General features: G+C 63.7%; 17 protein-coding genes. 10 read left to right on the forward strand and 7 right to left on the reverse strand.

Features of this window, described 5'->3' with window-relative positions; translation table 11 throughout:
• Position 1: 1 nt before the first annotated feature.
• The 6 genes from eutA to ehuR form a co-directional block, all read right to left on the reverse strand.
• Entirely contained in the window at positions 2-781 is a 780-nt protein-coding gene (gene eutA / locus NKJ77_RS16195; protein WP_023830385.1) for an ectoine utilization protein EutA, read from the reverse strand.
• 8 nt (positions 782-789) lie between these two features.
• Positions 790-1,449 (reverse strand): ectoine/hydroxyectoine ABC transporter permease subunit EhuD, encoded by a 660-nt coding sequence (gene ehuD / locus NKJ77_RS16200; protein ID WP_023692236.1) that lies wholly within the window; start codon positions 1,447-1,449, stop codon positions 790-792.
• A 34-nt stretch (positions 1,450-1,483) separates the two neighbouring features.
• Positions 1,484-2,143, reverse strand: coding sequence for an ectoine/hydroxyectoine ABC transporter permease subunit EhuC (gene ehuC / locus NKJ77_RS16205; protein WP_023830386.1), 660 nt, complete (start codon positions 2,141-2,143; stop codon positions 1,484-1,486).
• A gap of 206 nt (positions 2,144-2,349) precedes the next feature.
• On the reverse strand, positions 2,350-3,201 hold the full coding sequence (gene ehuB, locus NKJ77_RS16210) for an ectoine/hydroxyectoine ABC transporter substrate-binding protein EhuB (protein WP_023682674.1): 852 nt from the start codon (positions 3,199-3,201) through the stop codon (positions 2,350-2,352).
• 63 nt (positions 3,202-3,264) lie between these two features.
• Positions 3,265-4,050, reverse strand: coding sequence for an ectoine/hydroxyectoine ABC transporter ATP-binding protein EhuA (gene ehuA, locus NKJ77_RS16215; RefSeq protein WP_023682675.1), 786 nt, complete (start codon positions 4,048-4,050; stop codon positions 3,265-3,267).
• A gap of 124 nt (positions 4,051-4,174) precedes the next feature.
• Positions 4,175-5,560 carry a MocR-like ectoine utilization transcription factor EhuR gene (gene ehuR, locus NKJ77_RS16220; RefSeq protein ID WP_023830387.1) on the reverse strand — a complete coding sequence of 462 codons (1,386 nt, stop codon included), beginning with the start codon at positions 5,558-5,560 and terminating at the stop codon, positions 4,175-4,177.
• An 82-nt stretch (positions 5,561-5,642) separates the two neighbouring features.
• Here ehuR and NKJ77_RS16225 point away from each other — a divergent pair, with 82 nt between their 5' ends.
• From NKJ77_RS16225 to NKJ77_RS16240, 4 genes are all read left to right on the forward strand, one after another.
• Positions 5,643-6,131 (forward strand): Lrp/AsnC family transcriptional regulator, encoded by a 489-nt coding sequence (locus NKJ77_RS16225; RefSeq protein ID WP_023740582.1) that lies wholly within the window; start codon positions 5,643-5,645, stop codon positions 6,129-6,131.
• Positions 6,132-6,260: 129 nt separating this feature from the next.
• Positions 6,261-7,754 (forward strand): NAD-dependent succinate-semialdehyde dehydrogenase, encoded by a 1,494-nt coding sequence (locus NKJ77_RS16230; RefSeq protein ID WP_352535452.1) that lies wholly within the window; start codon positions 6,261-6,263, stop codon positions 7,752-7,754.
• Between the two features lie 31 nt (positions 7,755-7,785).
• Positions 7,786-9,165, forward strand: coding sequence for an aspartate aminotransferase family protein (locus tag NKJ77_RS16235; RefSeq protein WP_352535453.1), 1,380 nt, complete (start codon positions 7,786-7,788; stop codon positions 9,163-9,165).
• 8 nt (positions 9,166-9,173) lie between these two features.
• Positions 9,174-10,277: an alcohol dehydrogenase family protein gene (locus tag NKJ77_RS16240; RefSeq protein ID WP_023732239.1), complete on the forward strand. Its 1,104-nt coding sequence runs from the start codon at positions 9,174-9,176 to the stop codon at positions 10,275-10,277.
• 12 nt (positions 10,278-10,289) lie between these two features.
• Here the strand turns inward: NKJ77_RS16240 and NKJ77_RS16245 are convergent, their stop codons facing one another.
• Positions 10,290-10,466, reverse strand: coding sequence for a hypothetical protein (locus NKJ77_RS16245; protein ID WP_023692240.1), 177 nt, complete (start codon positions 10,464-10,466; stop codon positions 10,290-10,292).
• Positions 10,467-10,644: 178 nt separating this feature from the next.
• Between NKJ77_RS16245 and NKJ77_RS16250 the strand changes: the two genes are divergently transcribed.
• Genes NKJ77_RS16250 through NKJ77_RS16275 form a run of 6 tightly spaced genes read left to right on the forward strand, consistent with a single transcriptional unit; the run spans position 10,645 to position 15,471 of the window.
• Positions 10,645-11,316: an amino acid ABC transporter permease gene (locus tag NKJ77_RS16250; protein ID WP_023695231.1), complete on the forward strand. Its 672-nt coding sequence runs from the start codon at positions 10,645-10,647 to the stop codon at positions 11,314-11,316.
• Entirely contained in the window at positions 11,316-11,987 is a 672-nt protein-coding gene (locus NKJ77_RS16255; RefSeq protein WP_023818577.1) for an amino acid ABC transporter permease, read from the forward strand. The genes NKJ77_RS16250 and NKJ77_RS16255 overlap by 1 nt, the downstream gene beginning before the upstream one ends.
• A gap of 1 nt (position 11,988) precedes the next feature.
• Positions 11,989-12,723, forward strand: coding sequence for an amino acid ABC transporter ATP-binding protein (locus NKJ77_RS16260; protein ID WP_023699816.1), 735 nt, complete (start codon positions 11,989-11,991; stop codon positions 12,721-12,723).
• 2 nt (positions 12,724-12,725) lie between these two features.
• Positions 12,726-13,646, forward strand: coding sequence for an isoaspartyl peptidase/L-asparaginase (locus NKJ77_RS16265; protein WP_023807550.1), 921 nt, complete (start codon positions 12,726-12,728; stop codon positions 13,644-13,646).
• Positions 13,647-13,663: 17 nt separating this feature from the next.
• Complete coding sequence (locus NKJ77_RS16270; protein ID WP_023695228.1) at positions 13,664-14,455, forward strand: transporter substrate-binding domain-containing protein; 792 nt, start codon at positions 13,664-13,666, stop codon at positions 14,453-14,455.
• The gene (locus NKJ77_RS16275; protein ID WP_023804426.1) at positions 14,449-15,471 is read left to right on the forward strand and encodes a LacI family DNA-binding transcriptional regulator; all 1,023 of its coding nucleotides are present in this window, start codon (positions 14,449-14,451) and stop codon (positions 15,469-15,471) included. Before NKJ77_RS16270 ends, NKJ77_RS16275 begins: the two co-directional genes overlap by 7 nt.
• Positions 15,472-15,539 lie beyond the last annotated feature (68 nt).

The following is a 15,539-nucleotide window of genomic DNA, read 5'->3' on the forward strand; positions in this document are numbered from 1 at the left end:
GTCAACCGCGCGGCAAAGGCAGCGTCATCAGACGGCCAAATTCGGGATGCGACGTCCCGTCGCCACACAACCGCAAACAATTCCAGGCGCTCGCCTGATTGCTGGTGACGACCGGGCGGTCGATCGCCTGTTCAATGCCGGCAACCGCGAGCGCTCCGCGCAATGCGGTGCAGGACACGAACAGTGCATCGGCCTGCGCATGCGTCGCCTCACGAGCCAGGTCGACGATCGCTGCCGGCGCAATGCGCGCCATCTCGCGATCGTCCTCGAAGCCGAGGCAGGTGAAGCTGACGATCTCAAAGTCGCGCTCGCCGAAATACGTCGCCATCGGCCTGGAGGTTTCGACGGTGTAAGGGGTGAGGATGCTGATCTTTTTCGCGCCCAGCGCCTGCAGCCCGCGCACGCCGGCCATCGGCGGCGTGACCACGGGAACCCCTGATTTGGCAGACTGGATCGCGGCCTCGATTTCAGCGTCGCCAATCACTACCGAGGCCGAGGTGCAGGAGTAGCAGATCGCGTCGAGGTTTTCGTCGGGCAGGATCAACGCCGCACCCGCCGCCAGCTCGGGCTGCATCTTGCGAAGGTTTTCCGGCGTCGTCGGATTCTTGTAGGGAATGCGCGCGACATAGACGCCGACCCGCTCGCTCGCCACCATGCGGCGGAAATCCGGTTCGCTGGTGTGGTCGGTGGCAAGGATGATCAGGCCGACGCGCTTTTCCAGCGGGCGCGCATCGAGCGCCGGCCTTGTCGGCATCAGCCTGATTTCGGGCAGCGGTTTCATCTTGAGAATTACCTTTCGATCTTGCCGTAGCGATGTTCCAGCCAGCGCAGCAGCACGACCGAGAAGAGGCTGATGACGAGGAAGAAAGCGCCGACCAGCGTGATCGGCTCAATGTAGCGGTAGTAGGTGTTGGCGACGCTCTTGGCCTGGTTCATCAGCTCCAGCACGGTGATCGCCGATAGCAGCGGCGTCTCCTTGAACATGGCGATGAAATAGTTGGCCAAAGCCGGGATCATCGGTGGGATCGCTTGCGGAATGATGATGTTGGTCCAGGTCTGCGTGGCGCTCAGATTGCAGGCCTTGGCCGCCTCCCACTGGCCGCGCGGCACGTTGTCGATGCCGGCGCGATAAACTTCCGCCGTGTAGGTGCCGTAGTGCAGGCCGAGCCCGATGACGCCGGCGACCAAGGGCGGCAAAAGGATGCCGAAATCCGGCAGGACATAGAAGATGAAATAAAGTTGCACCAGAAGTGGCGTGCCGCGGATGAATTCGGCCGCCCAGCCGATGCTGCGTGACAGGACCTTGTTGGGCGAGCGTCGCGCCAGCGCGATGCCCAGACCCACGACAGCGGCCAGCACGGAGCCGAGCAGCGTTGCCAGGATGGTGATCTTCACGCCCTGGATCAGCGTCGGCAGGATCTCCCAGACGAAGTTCCAGTCCCAATCCATCAGGAGGCCCAATTTATCAGAAGGGCATTGGCCATCAGACGCGCACCCCGTCGAGGCCGCGCGCCATGCGGCGTTCCAGAGAACGCACGCCCCAGGAGATGATCAGCGCCAGGGCGAAATAGATGATCAGGATGGTGGTGAACGGCGCCATCGTGTTACCGGTCTGCGAGCGCACGACCTGCGCCTGAAAGGTGAGATCGGCGAGCGAGATCAGCGACACCACGGAGGTCGCCTTGAGCAGTTCGATGGCATTGTTGCCGAAGGTCGGCAGCATGACCAGCAGCGCCTGCGGCAGGATGACATGGCGCATGCCTTGCCAGCGGCCGAGGTTGAGCGCGATGCAGGCTTCATATTGTTCGCGGCCGACCGACTGGATGGCGCCGCGTACCACCTCGGCCGCATAGGCGCCGACATTGAGGCCCAGCGCCAGCACACCCGCCTGCAGCGGGGTCAGTTCGAGGCCGATCAACGGCAACACGAAATAGGCAAAGAACAGCTGCACGAAGATCGAGGTGCCGCGGAAGAATTCTATATAGGCGGTGGCCAGCCAGCGCAGCGCAAAGAAGCGCGACACGCGGCCCATGCCGGCGAGGAAGGCCATGATCAGGGCGAGCACCGACCCCATCAGCGTCAGCTCGATGGTGACAAGCGCTCCCTGCAATATCAGGCCGAGGTAGCCGGACCACTGGGTCATTCGGGTTCCAACGTTGGCGGTTAGCTTCCTTCTCCCCGTTCACGGAGAGAAGATGCCAGTCCACCCTCCGAAGCTGCAGCGCAGCTGCTGCGGAGGACGGGCAGGCAGATGAGGGGCAGCGCTAAATTCTCAGAACCTGGCGCCGCCCCTCATCCGGCCCTTCGGGCCACCTTCTCCCCGTGAACAGGGAGAAGGCAAAAACGGCGCTATTTCGCCGCGCAGAGCTTGTCCCGCGTGGTCGACATCGCGGCTGCGGCCGAGAAGCCGTAGGGCTCGATGATCTTGGCAAACTCGCCGGATTTCTTCAGCTTGGCGAGCTCGACATCGAAGGCGTCGCGCAGGGCCTCATCGCCTTTCTTGAAGGCGGCGCCGTCGCAATAGACCGGCGCGCCGACCACCGGGGCGATGACTTCGAGGTTCGGATCGTTGGCTTTCTTGACGAGGTCGTTGATTGACAGGACGGGAAGCGAATAGGCATCGATGCGACCGTCCTGCAGCATCTTCAGGCCGCTCTGGCCGTCCGGCACGACGATGACGCGCTCGCGCGGCACGCCGGCGTTGAGCGCCAGCTTCTCCTCGGTGCCGCCACCGGGCGCGCCGATGGTGGCTGACGTGTCCTTGGCGACGTCCTCGTAGCTCTTGAAGCCCTTCGGATTGCCCTTCTTCACCAGCATCGCCTCGGCGTCGCACAGCACCGGCTCGGAATAGACGACCGCCGCGCAACGCTCCGGCTTCATGAACAGGCCGGCGGTGACGACGTCGAAGCGGCCGGCCTGCAGGCCGGGGATCATCGCGCCATATTCGGAGATCGAAGCGACGATGTCGGCAACACCGAGACGCTTGAAGACCTCGCGCGCCACGTCGGGCGCCGCACCCGAAACTTTGCCGTCGGCGGCGACCGCCGTATAGGGCGGCTCGTTGGCGATCGCGACGCGGGCAAAGCCCTGCGCCTTCAATTGCTCGAGCTTGCTGTCATCGGCCGAACCGGTGCTCGACGCGGCGAGCACCGCCGTCAGTGCGAGACCGGCGACGCCGGCCAGAATGCCAAGTTTCTTCATTGTTCCCAACTCCTTGTTGTCTTCTTGGTTTTGTCTGGGGCGGTCTTCCGCCCCGCAAAGCGGTCAGACACGATGTCCGGCCGCGATGATCTTCTTCAGGAAGCCTTGCGTGCGCTCCTGCTTGGGATGGCGGAAAATCTCGTCGGGTTTGCCCTCTTCGACGATCTTGCCGCGGTCGAAAAACAGCACGCGGTCGGCGAAGTCATGGGCAAAGCCCATCTCGTGGGTGACCAGCAGCATGGTCATGTCGGTCTCGGCCGCGAGCTTGCGCATGACGTTCATCACCTCCTCGACCAGCTCCGGATCGAGCGCCGAGGTCACTTCGTCGAACAGCATGATCTTGGGCGACAGCGCCAGCGCGCGGGCAATCGCCACGCGCTGCTTCTGGCCACCGGACAATTGCGCCGGCATCGACTTCGCCTTGTCGGCCATGCCGACCATGTCGAGCAGTTCCATGGCCCGCTTTTCAGCGGCGGCGCGAGGCGTGCCCTTGGTCAGCATCGGCGCCAGCGTGACGTTATCCATGACGCATTTGTGCGGAAACAGATTGAACAGCTGGAAGACCATGCCGATCTTCTGCCGCATCTTGGTCAAATGCCGCTCGTCGGCGGGCAGCAGCTGGCCGTTGCGCTCCATGTGGTAGAGCTGCTCGCCATCGATCTGGATATGGCCGCCGTCGATCTTCTCCAGCGTCATCAGGATGCGCAGGATCGTCGTCTTGCCCGAGCCGGACGGGCCGATCAGCGCCAGCTTCTCGCCGGGCATGACCTGCATCGACAGGCCGTCCAGCACCTTGAACGAGCCGAAGCTCTTCGAAATGGCGTCGACCTTGATGATGGGTGAGGACAAATGAATTTCCCCTGCTGGAGAAGCCTGTGCCCTTAACGATGCGGAACGCGCCAAATCATGTCAATTGGGAAAATAAAATCATGACAATATTTCCGGCGCTGCATGATTCCAGAGCAATTCCCGCTTAGATTGCGAGCAGCAGATGCTCCGGATCGCCAAGCAGCAACTTGGTGACAACGCCGAGGCCGGCGCGCAGTTCCCCCTCGGTGGTCGAGCCGAGCGAGATGCGCACCGCCGGATGCCAGGGCGCATCCGAGATGCGGAAGGAGGTGCCGGGCGCGATCGCCACGCCTTGCAGGCGGGCCTGGGCGACGAAGCTTTCCTCGGCACGGTCCGCGGGCAGTTGCAACCAGACATGCAGCCCGTCGCGCCTGGCGCGATAACCAACCCCGCCCAGCACCTCGGCTGCGATGTCCTGGCGGCGGCGCAATGCCGCGCGCTGCCAGCGAACGAGTTCCATCGCCGTGCCGTCGGTCACCCATTTGGTGGCGATCTCGGCCACCAGCGGCGTCGCCATCCAGTTCGACACCAGATGCCGGTTGGCAACGGCGGCGACATAGCGGTCGGGCGCCGCGAGATAGCCGATGCGCAGGCCAGGTACGGTGATCTTGGTGAAGGACGTGACGTAGAGCGTGCGCTCCGGTGCAAAGGCCGCGACAGGCGGCGGCCGGTCCTCCACCAAGGGACCCAGCACATCGTTCTCGATGATGGCGATGTCGTGCTTGCGCGCGACCGCGGCGATCTCTTCGCGCCGTCTGGCGTCCATCAGCGTCGCCGTCGGGTTGATCACCGAGGGCTGCACGAATACCGCGCGAATGTCGGTGAGCCGGCAGACCTCGTCCAACGCCTCCGGGATCAGGCCATTGCCGTCGATCGGCAGGCCTTCCAGGTTGAAGCCGAGATAGCGCGCCAGCGGCACCAGCGTGTGGTGGCCGATAGCCTCGGTGGCGACAGTCGATCCCGGCGGCGCAACGCTCATCAGCGCCACGGTCATCCCGGCGGTCGCGCCATTGGTCAGGCTGATATTCTGTGCGGAGGTGTCGAGCCCACACAGTTTCAGCCATTCGACAGCCACCGCGCGGTGACGCGGGAACACCATGTTGGGCCGGAACGACAACGCCGAACTGGATGGCAGGTTTTCGGCCAGCCAGCCCAGCGCCTGCTTCAGCCGCTCCAAATGCATCGGCTCGCAGACCGGCTTCAGGATTGACAGATCGATGACCTCGCCGAGGCGCTCCGGCAGATAGGGCGGCTCCGGGTCGCGGCGCTGCGTCTGGACAAAGCTGCCACGGCCGATCTCGCCCGAAATCAGGCCGCGCCGGATCAGTTCTTCGTAGGCGCGGCTGACCGTCTGCACCGACAGTTTTAAATCGTCTGCCAGCCTTCGATGCGTTGGAAGCCGCGCGCCATTGGCCAGCCGCCCGTCATGAATGGCGCGCGCGAACTGGTCGGCCAGCGATTGATAGGCTGGCCGGCGGAGGAGCGCAGGGTCGGGTTGCCATAATGTCATGACTTATTAGAGATCGAAATCAGTGCAATTGACAATCGAAATAATGCGCCGTCATGGTGATGCCGACAAAAAGCGGACGCCGATGACATCAAAACTCGACGCGGTCGACCTCAGGATACTCGACGCCATCCAGCGCGACGGGCGCATCACCAAGCTGGCGCTGGCCGAACAGGTCGGGCTGTCGCCGACGCCGTGCTGGATGCGGTTGCGCAAGCTGGAGAAGGCCGGCATCGTCTCGGGCTATCACGCAAGGATCGCCATGCGCGTCGTGGCGCCGGTCGCAACGGTGCTGATGGAGGTGACGCTGGCCAGCCATCGCCAGGCCGATTTCGACCGCTTCGAACGCGTCATCCGCGACATCCCCGAGATCGTCGCCTGCTGGTCGGTTGGCGGCGGCGTCGACTATGTGGTGAAGGTGATGGCGCGCGACATCGACGCCTATCAGCGGCTGGTCGACGGCCTGCTGGAGCGCGAGATCGGCATCGACCGCTACTTCACCTACATCGTCACCAAGACGGTGAAGGAAGAGATCGTTCTCCCCATCGCCGACCTGCTGCCCGCATCGTCGTGAAGCCGGAGAGAATATCTGCCGGAACGACACAATAGAGAGACTCTCTCTCCTTCAAGCCATGCAAACAGCCTCTCTGTCTGCTTCTGGCCGATAGTCTTCCCCCATCGTCCGTACCGGGAGGCCTCGACCATGTCCGCGCATTTTGCCCGCTCGCATCGCCATGAGGCGCTCGACCGCCTCTCCGACCGCCGGCTACTGCGCGAGCTTGCCTATGTCGATGGGCATTGGACCGCGAGCGAAGCGGCCGAAAGCTTTGAAGTCACCGATCCGGCCACAGGCGCGACGGTCGCGTTTGTCGCCGCGCTCGATGCGCAGCAAACGACAAGGGCAATCGGTGCCGCCGCGCGTGCCTTCCCGGCTTGGCGGTCACTGCTGCCGCAGGAGCGGTCGAGAATTCTGCGAAAATGGTTCGGGCTGATCATCGCGGCGAAAGACGACCTTGCCCTGCTGATGACTTTGGAACAAGGCAAGCCGCTGCAGGAATCGCTCGGCGAAATCGACTATGCCGCCTCTTTCGTCGAATGGTATGCCGAAGAGGCAAAGCGCCTCAACGCCGAGAGCGTCACCAGCCATCTGCCGAATGCCGAGATGATGGTGAGGCGCGAGCCGCTCGGCGTTGTCGGCGTCGTCACGCCCTGGAATTTTCCGGCGGCGATGCTGACCCGCAAGGCGGCCGCCGCACTCGCCGCCGGCTGCACCATCGTCGCACACCCATCCTCGGAGACGCCGCTGTCGGCGCTGGCGCTGGCTGAACTCGGCGAGCGCGCCGGCCTGCCCGCCGGTGTCTTCAACGTCATCACCGGCAAGGCAGCGACGATCGTCGGGCGCATGTGCGAAGACCCGCGCGTCCGCGCCATGAGTTTTACCGGCTCGACGGAGATCGGCCGGTTGATCGCCGCACAGTGTGCTCCGACGATGAAGCGGCTGGTGATGGAGCTTGGCGGCCATGCGCCGCTGGTCGTCTTTGCCGACGCCGATGTCGACAACGCAGTGAGCATTGCCATCGATGCCAAGTTTGCAACGTCAGGCCAGGACTGCCTTGCCGCCAACCGCATCTATGTCCAGCGCCCGATCTACGATCGCTTCTGCGCCGCCTTTGCCGAGCGCATCGAGGCGCTGCGGACCGGCAATGGGCTTGTCGAAAAGATCGATATCGGACCGCTGATGCATGATCGCGCCGTGACCAAGGTCGAGGAACAGGTCGCCGATGCCGTGGCCCATGGCGCGCGCTGCCTCACCGGCGGCAAGCGGCATCAGGCCGGGCCGCTGTTCTACCAGCCGACGTTGCTGGCCGATGTCAGCGACGAAGCGCTGATCATGCGCGAGGAGACCTTTGGGCCGGTCGCCGCAGTCACGCCGTTCGACAGTGAGGACGAGGTGATCGCCCGTGCCAACGCCACAGAATATGGCCTCGTCGCCTATGTCGTTACCGAGAATGGCGCCCGCCAGCAACGTATGGGCCGCGCGCTCGACTACGGCATGGTCGCCATCAACCGCGTCAAGATCACCGGAGCGCCGATCCCCTTCGGCGGCGTCAAGCAATCCGGCATCGGCCGCGAAGGCTCGCGCCACGGGCTCGAAGCTTTCACCGATCTGAAGTACCTCTGTCTGGAGGTCACATAGTCCGTCCGGCCATCTCTCAAGGAGTCAAAAAATGCTCGACCAGTCCAACGAACTCAACGCCTGGGATCGCGACCATTTCTTCCATCCTTCGACCCATATGGGCACGCATGCGCGGGGCGAGAGCCCGACCCGCATCATGGCCGGCGGTGAAGGCGTCACCGTCTGGGACAACAATGGCAAGAAGAGCATCGATGCCTTTGCCGGTCTCTATTGCGTCAATGTCGGCTATGGCCGCCAAAAGATCGCGGATGCCATCGCCACCCAGGCGAAGAACCTCGCCTATTACCACGCCTATGTCGGCCACGGCACCGAGGCTTCGATCACACTGGCCAAGATGATCATCGACCGCGCGCCGAAGGGCATGTCGAGGGTCTATTTCGGCCTCTCGGGTTCGGATGCCAACGAGACCAACATCAAGCTGATCTGGTACTACAACAACGTGCTTGGGCGGCCGGAGAAGAAGAAGATCATCTCGCGCTGGCGCGGCTATCACGGTTCGGGCGTGATGACGGGATCACTGACCGGGCTCGACCTGTTCCACAACGCCTTCGACCTGCCGCGCGCGTCGGTCCTGCACACCGAAGCGCCCTACTATTTCCGCCGCGCCGACCGCTCGATGAGCGAGGAGCAGTTCTCGCAGCATTGCGCCGACAGACTGGAAGAGATGATCCTGGCCGAAGGTCCCGAAACCGTCGCCGCCTTCATCGGCGAGCCGATCCTCGGTACTGGCGGCATCGTGCCGCCGCCGGCCGGCTACTGGGAGAAGATCCAGGCGGTGCTGAAGAAGTATGACGTGCTGCTGGTCGCCGACGAGGTGGTGACGGGCTTCGGCCGTCTGGGCACCATGTTCGGCTCCGACCATTACGGCATCAAGCCAGACCTAATCACCATCGCCAAGGGGCTGACCTCGGCCTACGCGCCGCTGTCGGGCGTCATCGTTGCCGACAAGATGTGGCAGGTGCTGGTGCAGGGCTCCGACAAGCTCGGTTCGCTCGGCCATGGCTGGACCTATGCCGCGCATCCGATCTGCGTCGCCGCAGGTGTCGCCAATCTCGAACTGATCGACGAACTGGACCTGGTGACGAACGCCGGTGAGACCGGCGCTTATTTCCGCGCCGAACTGACCAAGGCTGTCGGCGGGCACAGACACGTCGGCGACGTGCGCGGCGATGGCATGCTGGCGGCGGTCGAATTTGTCGCCGACAAGGACGACCGGGTGTTCTTCGACGCCTCGCTCAAGATCGGGCCGCAAGTGGCGACAGCACTTGCCGCCAGCGGCGTCATCGGCCGCGCCATGCCGCAGGGCGACATACTAGGCTTCGCGCCGCCGCTCTGCCTGACGCGTGAGGAAGCCGACATCGTCGTTTCGAAAACCGCCGATGCCGTCAACAGCGTGTTTTCCAATCTCTGAGATCGACCATGAATGCCATGACCAAGACCCTCCCCGCCACCATGGCCGCCGTGCTGCTCACCGGGCATGGCGGACCGGAAAAGCTCGTCTATCGCAGCGATGTGAAAGTGCCTGTGCCTGCCGCCGGCGAGGTGCTGGTTAAGGTCAGCGCTTGCGGTATGAACAACACCGATGTCTGGGTACGCCAGGGCGCCTATGGCACGGAGGAGGACGCTGCCGCCGTGTCGACGTGGCGGCGGCAAGGCAACACGCTTACCTTCCCGCGCATCCAGGGCACCGACACGGTCGGCACCATCGCTGCCGTCGGCGAAGGCGTTTCCCCGGGCCGTATCGGCGAACGGGTAATGGTCGATTTTTCGATCTACAACCGCGACGACGATTCCCTCGCCGACATTGACTATATGGGCCACGGTCGCGACGGCGGGTACGCCGAGTACCAGACGGTGCCGGGCGAGAATGCGCATTTCGTCGATACTGACATGAGCGACGTCGAACTCGCCACCTTCTGCTGCGCCTACCTCACCGGCGAACAGATGCTGGAGCGCGCCGGGCTGAAAGCCGGCGAACGCGTGCTGGTCACCGGCGCCTCAGGCGGCGTCGGTTCCGGCATCGTGCAGCTGGCGCGGGCGCGCGGCGCCATTCCCTATGCGGTCGTCGGCAAGGGCAAGGAGCAGGCGGTGCGCGACATCGGCGCCGAAGCGGTCATTACCCGTGGGGTTGCCGATCTTCCCGCCGCCGTGAATGAAGCCACTGGCGACCAGCCGATCGATGTGGTCGCCGATCTCGTCGGCGGCGCGATCTTCAACGACCTGCTGCGCATCCTGAGGCCCGAAGGCCGCTACACCACCGCCGGCGCGATTGCCGGTCCGGTTGTGCAGCTCGATCTCCGGACCATGTATCTGAAGCAGCTGCAACTGCACGGATCGAGCCAGGGGACGCGCGCCGACTTCCGCCGCATCGTTGGATACATCGAAGCGAAGAAAATCCGGCCGCTGGTCGGCGGTGTCTACAAACTGTCCGATTTCCACAAGGCGCAGGCCGACTTCATCGCCAAGGATTTCGTCGGCAAGCTGGTGGTTGTGCCGGACGCCATGTGGAACATCCGCGCATAACGGCTCCCAACGTCAGAGCGCGTCGTAAACGGCATCAATCAACACCTTGCGGCGTGGATCGACGTCGTCGAAACCCAGCATGCGGTTGGTGACGTAGCCGAATCCGACACCGGCGCCGGGATCGGCAAAATCGAGGGCGCCGCCCCCAGCCGCCATGGCCGAGGGATTGCGGCGACGCGCGGCTGGCATAGGCGGCGTCCTCGAGCTGAAAGCCGGCGGCGAATTGCCGGCGCTTGAGACATAGCGCGCATGAGGCGAACCGGAATCATCGCAACGAATGCAAGCCACAGGCCAGCAACCAGACCCTGCATCTTGACAGACGAGGCGAAAGCCAAAAGAGTGAAACCGGTTTCACTGGGGACCGCCGGTGCATTTCGATCTGTCCATTCTGCTCCCGCATCTGGGTTTTCTGGCGCGCGGCGCCGAACTTACGGCGGCGGCTTGCGCGCTGTCGCTGGTGGGAAGCGTCGTCATGGGCGCGTTGGTGGCGATCGCACGCACCTCCGCCTCGGCACTGCTTCGACGGATCGCCTTCGTCTACGTCGATCTCTTCCGCAATGTGCCGTTCATCGTCCAGCTGTTCTTCTTCTATTACGGCCTGCCCGAGCTCGGCATTTACATCGACGCCTTCACCACCGGCGTCGTGGCGCTTTCCATTGCCGGCGGCGCCTATGCCTCCGACATCATTCGAGCCGGCATCCTCGCCATCGACCAGGGCATCATCGACGCCGCTGAAGTGAGCGGCCTGTCCAGGCGCAAGATCTTTACCCGCATCGTGCTGCCGATTGCGCTGCGCACCTCCGTGCGACCGCTCGGATCCGTGCTCATCAACATGATCCTTACGTCCTCGATCCTCTCGACCATCACGCTCAACGAGCTCACCGGCTCAGCCCAGATCGTGGTCTCGCAGACCTATCGGCCCTTCGAGGTCTATGTGGTGCTGCTCTGTGCCTATGCGGCCCTGACTTATCTGGTTTCGCTGGGCGTCACCCTGCTCCACCGCCATCTCAATCGGGACATGATGGAGGCGGTCGGCTGATGCGGTTCAGCGACTTCACCTCCTACGACCTGATCCTGCTGGCGCAAGGTCTCGGCACCAATATCGCGCTGTTTCTCGTCACCTCTCTGATCGGACTGCTGATTGGCCTGAGCTGGGCGCTGGTGCGGTTCTACCGTGTGCCGGTTCTGGCCCAGATCGTCACCTTCCTGTCGGAGCTGTTGAAGAACTCGCCGGTGTTGGTGCAGCTGTTCCTGGTGTTCTTCGGCCTGCCGGCGCTGTTGCATATAAGGGTGACGCCGGTCACCGCAGCGACCATCACTCTGTCGGCGAACACCGCGGCATTCGTCTATGTCATCGCGGTCTCGGCGATCGAGTCGATCGAACGCGAGCAGGTCGAGGCCGCGCGTGTCTTCGGCCTGACCCGGTGGCAGGTCCTGCGCCATATCGTTTCACCCCAGGCTGCCGCCTTCGCGGTCGGCCCGCTCGTCGCGCTGCTGGTCAACCAGCTTCAGGTGACGTCGCTGATTTCTGTCATCGGCGTCGTCGACCTGACCAAGATTGGCCACATCCTCAACATGCGAACCTTGAAGCCGTTCGTGGTCTGGACCGTCGTCGGGCTGCTCTACTATGGCGCGGCAAAGCTGGTCGCCCTGCTTGGCGAGCGTCTTGAAAACCGCCTGCGGGCGCACAGCGCCTGGCGGGGGCTTTAACATGCTCAAGATCGAAAACGTGCACAAAGCGTTCGGCGAGGTCACTGTGCTGGACGGCGTCGACCTGACGATCGCGCCCGGCGAAGTGGTCTCGATCCTCGGGTCGTCGGGGTCCGGCAAGTCGACACTGATCCGTTGCATCAACGGCCTCGAAAAGCTGAAGTCGGGCCGCATCACGGTCGACGATTTCGATGTCAGCAAGCCGAAGGAGCTGGCCGAGGCGCGCAAGCGCTCAGGCACCGTCTTCCAGCTGTTCAACCTCTATCCGCATATGAGCGCGCTTCAGAACATTACGCTCGCCCCGATCGAGGTGCTGAAGATGCCGCGCCCTGAGGCCGAGGCGCTGGCGCGCAAGCTGCTCGAGTCCGTCGGCCTCGCCGATCGGGCCAACGCCTACCCCGCGCAGTTGTCGGGCGGGCAGCGCCAGCGTGTCGGCATCTGCCGGGCGCTCGCCATGCAGCCGCGCTATCTGCTGCTCGATGAAGTGACCAGCGCGCTCGACCCGGAAATGACTTCCGAGGTGCTGGCCATCCTGGCAAAGCTCGCCGCGCAAGGCACGACGATGCTGTTCGTCACCCACGAGATCGAATTCGCGCGCGAGATTTCCAACCGCATCGTCTTCCTCGACAAGGGCAGGCTGGTGGTCGATCTGCCAACGGATCGTTTCTTCGCCGCGGACGGCGGCCGGGCGCAGCCGCGGGTTGCGCAGTTTCTCTCCAAGATGCGCAAGGACTAGGAATGCTGCTGTTAGCCAACAACGAAGCATGGCCGGGATTCGAAACCTCGGTGCAAATGCTGCGCGATGGCGCCGTCAGCCTGGACGCGATGGTTGCCGGCATCGGCATGGTGGAGAAAGAGGTCAAGGTTCGAAGCGTCGGCTATGGCGGCTGGCCGAACATGCTGGGCGAGATGGAGTTCGACGCCGGCGTCATGGATGGCAATACAAGAGAGGTCGGTTCAGTCGGCGCTGTGCCAAGGACCTTGGCGGTCGCTGCCCTGGCGCACCAGGTGATGAAGCGCCTGCCGCATGTGATACTGACCGGCGAAGGGGCGCAGCGCTTTGCCAGCGAAATCGGCTTTGCCGAAGACAAAGTCTTGTTCGAGGACTCCAGGCGCGTCTGGTGGGAGCGGCTGCAACAGGAACTCACACCGCAACAGCTGGCGAAATTCCCCAATATCGATCTGGCGCCGCTCAGCCGTACTATAACCGATCCCGAGCGCGTCCGCGACACCACCGTCTTCCTGTCGGCGGATGCGCGGCGCGGCATCCATGCCGCGACTTCGACCTCGGGCTGGGCGTGGAAATATCCGGGCCGGCTCGGCGATTCTCCCATTCCCGGCGCAGGCTTTTACGCCGACAGCCGCTATGGCGCGGCGGCGTGCACCCATACCGGCGAGATGACGATGCGCTGCGCCACCGCACGGACCGTCGTGCTGGCCATGAAGCTTGGCCGATCCTTGTCGGATGCGGTCGCGCTGGCGGTCGAGGAACTGGCTGAACTCGACACCGGCTTCCTGGCCGGAGTGGTCATCCACGCCGTCGACGCCGAGCAGAACCACGAGGTGGTGAATTTCAGATGCGAGGGCGAGGTCCGCTACTGGCTCTGGAAGGATTCCATGTCCGCACCCGAATTGCGGGCGGCAAGACGCGTCACTTGAAAATAAGGAGAGGAACCATGAAAACCGTACTGCGTGCCTTCGCCGCGCTGGCCATCGTGGCCGGTTCGGCATTTCCAGCCCTTGCCGGCATGATTGACGACATCCGCTCACGCGGCACCATTCGCATCGGCGTATCGCTCGGCGGCGAGCCGATCGGCTTTCGCGATGCACAAAACAACCCTGTCGGCTACGATGTCGATGTCGCGACGCTGCTGGCGCAAAAGCTCGGCGTGCCGGTCGAGTTCGTCGACGTCTCGGGCGATGCGCGTATTTCCATGCTGGTGTCGGGACAGATCGATGTCGCGGTCGCAAACACCTCGGCAACGCTCGAGCGGGCCAAGACCGTCAACTTCACCATCCCCTACAACCGGGCCGGGCTGCGCGTCATCGTCCAGAAGGATGCCGGGATAACCGACCTCAAGGGGCTCGCCGGCAAGAAGGTTGTCGTCGGCCGCGGCACCACGGGCGAAACCTTCCTCAAGGCGGCCGTGCCGGAAGCAGAGCTCGTCTATGTCGACCAGTTCGCGCCCGACGGGGTTCTGCAGCTGCAACAGAAGCGCGTCGACGCGGCGATCGAGGATTCCTCGCTGCTCGATTACCTCGCGACCAAGACACCGAGCCTGGTGACGCTGCCTGGCCTCTATTCCAACGATCCGATCGGCATCGCGGTCGCCAAGGGCGATCCCGAATTCGTCCGCTGGCTCGACATGTTCGTGTCCGACTTCATCCAGTCGGGCACCTATGAGACGACCTACAAGAAGTGGTGGGGGCCGGACTCCAACCCGCCGGCGCTCAACCCGCTGTGGTGACACCCACTACCGGTAACCGATCGGCGCACACTCGAGGCGCCGTCGCAACGATCGCCGATGTCGCGCGGCTGGCAGGCGTGTCGCGTGCCGCGGCCAGCCGTGCGCTGTCGAGCGGACCGCGACCGGTCTCGGCGGACAAACGCGAACGTGTCGTGCAGGCCGCCGCGCAGCTCGGCTACAAACCCAATCTCCTGGCGCAAAGCCTGACCACCAAGACCGTCAATCTGGTTGCCGTCGTGGTCAACCACATTCACGACCTTTCAGATCTCGACCTGTTCGACCGGCTGCTCGACGCGATCCAGTCGATCGGCAAGCAGGTCATCCTCATCCGCATCGGCTCGGCGGAAGGGGTCGAGGATTTTCTGCGCAACGGCGTTGCCTATCATGTCGATGCCGCCGTGGTGTTCTCCGACTTTGCCGATGCAGCGACGGTGCGGCGCATGTTTCGCTCGGACCTGGTCATCATGCTGAACGGACTGCATGACGATCAGTCACCCACCGTCATTCCCGATGAAGGCGTCGGCATCGCCGAGGCCGTGGCGGATGCGGCGGCCAAGCGCGCGCGCACGGCCAGCCTGCTGACCGGCCGTTCGTCCTCGCGAGTCGAACAGCTGCGCATCGGCCACTACCTCGGAGCGTTCCGGCATCATGGAATTGAACTGCTGCAGACGGTCCAGGGAGACTATTCCTACGAGTCGGGCTATGCGGCAGCCGCCGGCCTGACGGGACGCGGCTGTCCAGATGCGGTCTTTTGTACGTCCGACGCGATGGCCATGGGTGTTCTGGATGTCTGCCGGGCGGATTTCCCCGACAACCGGCCCAGCCGCTTCCGCCTCTATGGCTTCGACAATGTGTCCCTGACCAATTTCGACGCCTACCCGATATCGTCAATCGGCTACGACAAATCAGACTATGTGGGTCATATCGTTGGCGCCCTCTCCAATCCGCAGGTCTTCATGCCCGGCCAGCCGCCTGTCGTTATATTGACCCGGCTGATTTCGCGCTTGACCGCGTAACTAGCGCCGATGTTGGACTGCTTGTCCGGCGTCGATCTCCCAGAGATCGAACGGAGATCGCGCCGGAC

This window comes from Mesorhizobium sp. M0052 (assembly GCF_040323255.1).
Taxonomy (GTDB): Bacteria; Pseudomonadota; Alphaproteobacteria; order Rhizobiales; family Rhizobiaceae; genus Mesorhizobium.

What these genes read in the sequence shown, in the direction of transcription:
- eutA (WP_023830385.1), bottom strand. Translation starts at nt 781, where the DNA reads ATGAAACCGCTGCCCGAAATCAGGCTGATGCCGACAAGGCCGGCGCTC.
- ehuD (WP_023692236.1), bottom strand. Translation starts at nt 1,449, where the DNA reads ATGGATTGGGACTGGAACTTCGTCTGGGAGATCCTGCCGACGCTGATC.
- ehuC (WP_023830386.1), bottom strand. Translation starts at nt 2,143, where the DNA reads ATGACCCAGTGGTCCGGCTACCTCGGCCTGATATTGCAGGGAGCGCTT.
- ehuB (WP_023682674.1), bottom strand. Translation starts at nt 3,201, where the DNA reads ATGAAGAAACTTGGCATTCTGGCCGGCGTCGCCGGTCTCGCACTGACG.
- ehuR (WP_023830387.1), bottom strand. Translation starts at nt 5,560, where the DNA reads ATGACATTATGGCAACCCGACCCTGCGCTCCTCCGCCGGCCAGCCTAT.
- NKJ77_RS16225 (WP_023740582.1), top strand. Translation starts at nt 5,643, where the DNA reads ATGACATCAAAACTCGACGCGGTCGACCTCAGGATACTCGACGCCATC.
- NKJ77_RS16230 (WP_352535452.1), top strand. Translation starts at nt 6,261, where the DNA reads ATGTCCGCGCATTTTGCCCGCTCGCATCGCCATGAGGCGCTCGACCGC.
- NKJ77_RS16235 (WP_352535453.1), top strand. Translation starts at nt 7,786, where the DNA reads ATGCTCGACCAGTCCAACGAACTCAACGCCTGGGATCGCGACCATTTC.
- NKJ77_RS16240 (WP_023732239.1), top strand. Translation starts at nt 9,174, where the DNA reads ATGAATGCCATGACCAAGACCCTCCCCGCCACCATGGCCGCCGTGCTG.
- NKJ77_RS16245 (WP_023692240.1), bottom strand. Translation starts at nt 10,466, where the DNA reads ATGCCAGCCGCGCGTCGCCGCAATCCCTCGGCCATGGCGGCTGGGGGC.
- NKJ77_RS16255 (WP_023818577.1), top strand. Translation starts at nt 11,316, where the DNA reads ATGCGGTTCAGCGACTTCACCTCCTACGACCTGATCCTGCTGGCGCAA.
- NKJ77_RS16260 (WP_023699816.1), top strand. Translation starts at nt 11,989, where the DNA reads ATGCTCAAGATCGAAAACGTGCACAAAGCGTTCGGCGAGGTCACTGTG.
- NKJ77_RS16265 (WP_023807550.1), top strand. Translation starts at nt 12,726, where the DNA reads ATGCTGCTGTTAGCCAACAACGAAGCATGGCCGGGATTCGAAACCTCG.
- NKJ77_RS16270 (WP_023695228.1), top strand. Translation starts at nt 13,664, where the DNA reads ATGAAAACCGTACTGCGTGCCTTCGCCGCGCTGGCCATCGTGGCCGGT.